Annotated in this window: 2 tRNA genes, 1 rRNA gene and 1 pseudogene; all 4 read right to left on the bottom strand. The window is 42.6% G+C overall.

Annotated features, from left to right (window positions below):
* Nucleotides 1-126: 126 nt before the first annotated feature.
* Nucleotides 127-630: pseudogene (locus ACVC7T_RS10885) on the bottom strand (reverse transcriptase domain-containing protein); the annotation flags it as partial.
* An 820-nt stretch (nucleotides 631-1450) separates the two neighbouring features.
* A tRNA-Glu gene (locus tag ACVC7T_RS10880) sits at nucleotides 1451-1522 on the bottom strand.
* A 6-nt stretch (nucleotides 1523-1528) separates the two neighbouring features.
* Nucleotides 1529-1601, bottom strand: a tRNA-Asn gene (locus ACVC7T_RS10875).
* A 5-nt stretch (nucleotides 1602-1606) separates the two neighbouring features.
* Nucleotides 1607-1722 (bottom strand): 5S ribosomal RNA (gene rrf / locus ACVC7T_RS10870).
* Between the last annotated feature and the right edge of the window lie 10 nt (nucleotides 1723-1732).

Genomic DNA, 1732 nt, shown 5'->3' with positions numbered 1-1732 from the left:
GTATTTAGGACGTTAAATGAGGTAATCGATAAACTTGAAGAGGTTATTCAAACCTTAACTGCTTATCAACTAAAATCAATTGTACATAGAGACTGGACTTCCGCTATTTTTGATTTTAACTGAGTATAAAGATTCTGTATCTCCATCTTGGATAATGTTATGAACAAGCGACATCAGTCTATCTTGAGGAACGGTATCAAAGAACTTCTCCAGGTCTATGTCTACTATCCACTCATAACCGTCATTAAGGTATTCTAATAACTGGATAATAGCTTGTTCGCATGACCGATTGAGTCTGAATCCGTAACTCCTCTCAGAGAAATAGGGTTCACAAATGGGACTAATGACTTGGACAATAGCTTGTTGTATCATTCTATCCATGACCGTTGGGATACCTAACTGACGGACTCCGCCGTTAGGTTTGGGAATTTCAACTCGTAAAACTGGCTGAGGTTTGTACTACCTCTGCTTTATGAGTTCTTTAGTTGAACGCCAGTGTTTGCGGAGATAGTCATCTATTTCGTCAATAGTTACGCCGTCAATTCCTGCTGAACCTTTATTGGCTCTAACTTGATTGTAGGCTTCAAGCATATTGGACCGAGATAGGATATTATCTAGTAACTGTGACATGTGCGTATTCCTTTCTTGTTTCGGTGTCTGAGGGACGTCTTATATTGGTGAACTTTCCTCTAGTCAATACGTGACCGCACCCAGTTCTATCAGACCGCTAGTTTTACAGACACAAGCGAAGTAGGTATACTTCGGTTAATTGTTCAGCCCTTCGCTCCACCTCTATTACAGAAGTTTCATCACTACTATAGCTTCGGCTGAGAGCCTGCCCCAGCCATTGTTGTTCAACGAAGAATGAGTTGATAACAACAATAGGCGAGGGTACTTCTCATGATTTGTTGTTACTACGTCTTTGACGCTCATGAGACCTCACGGGATAAGTCGTACATCTTTCCTCGTTTACTCTCGTGATTTACGTCTATAGGTTACGACTACCTTTTTGGACTTTAGAGTTATATGCCCCCTCATCCCCTATATACGCCTTGTTATCACGTTTCTGTTCGTAGAGCCACGATTTCGCTATCCCTTCCTCTCCCCGCTACCTCACGATAGTCAGGCTTGGGAGTCGCTTTGGGGTTCACCGGTAGCGGGTGTCCACAGAGGACTTTCACCTCAGATGTACGACATGCCCGTCGTACATAAAAAATGCATGCACCTATTATCTGGATACATGCATTTTTCAAAATGTTGTCACATAACGGTTTCTTTGCTCAAGTAGAGACTCTATTTTCCTTTATATATTTCCAATGGCAGACTGATTCCCATAAAATATAAAAGAGGAAAATAAGATGAAGCTGAACAGTAACTGCCCAATAAGAAAAGAATTTTGATGGCAATAAATATCAAAAAAGAGAAGACCAAACAGATCTTCTCAAAAATATAGTCCGTACGGGATTCGAACCCGTGTTACCGCCGTGAAAAGGCGGTGTCTTAACCCCTTGACCAACGGACCATATAACTCCGCCAACAGGGCTCGAACCTGTGACATCATGATTAACAGTCATGCGCTCTACCAACTGAGCTATGGCGGAATTTCGCTAAGCGACTACCGTATCTAACAGGGGGCAACCCCCAACTACTTCAGGCGTTCTAGGGCTTAACTGCTGTGTTCGGCATGGGAACAGGTGTATCTCCTAGGCTATCGTCACTTAACTTCTGTTGA

The sequence above is a fragment of the Streptococcus sp. P25B114 genome (assembly GCF_053010325.1).
The sequence above is the reverse complement of the archived record's forward strand: the minus strand, read 5'-3'. Positions and strand labels throughout refer to the sequence as shown.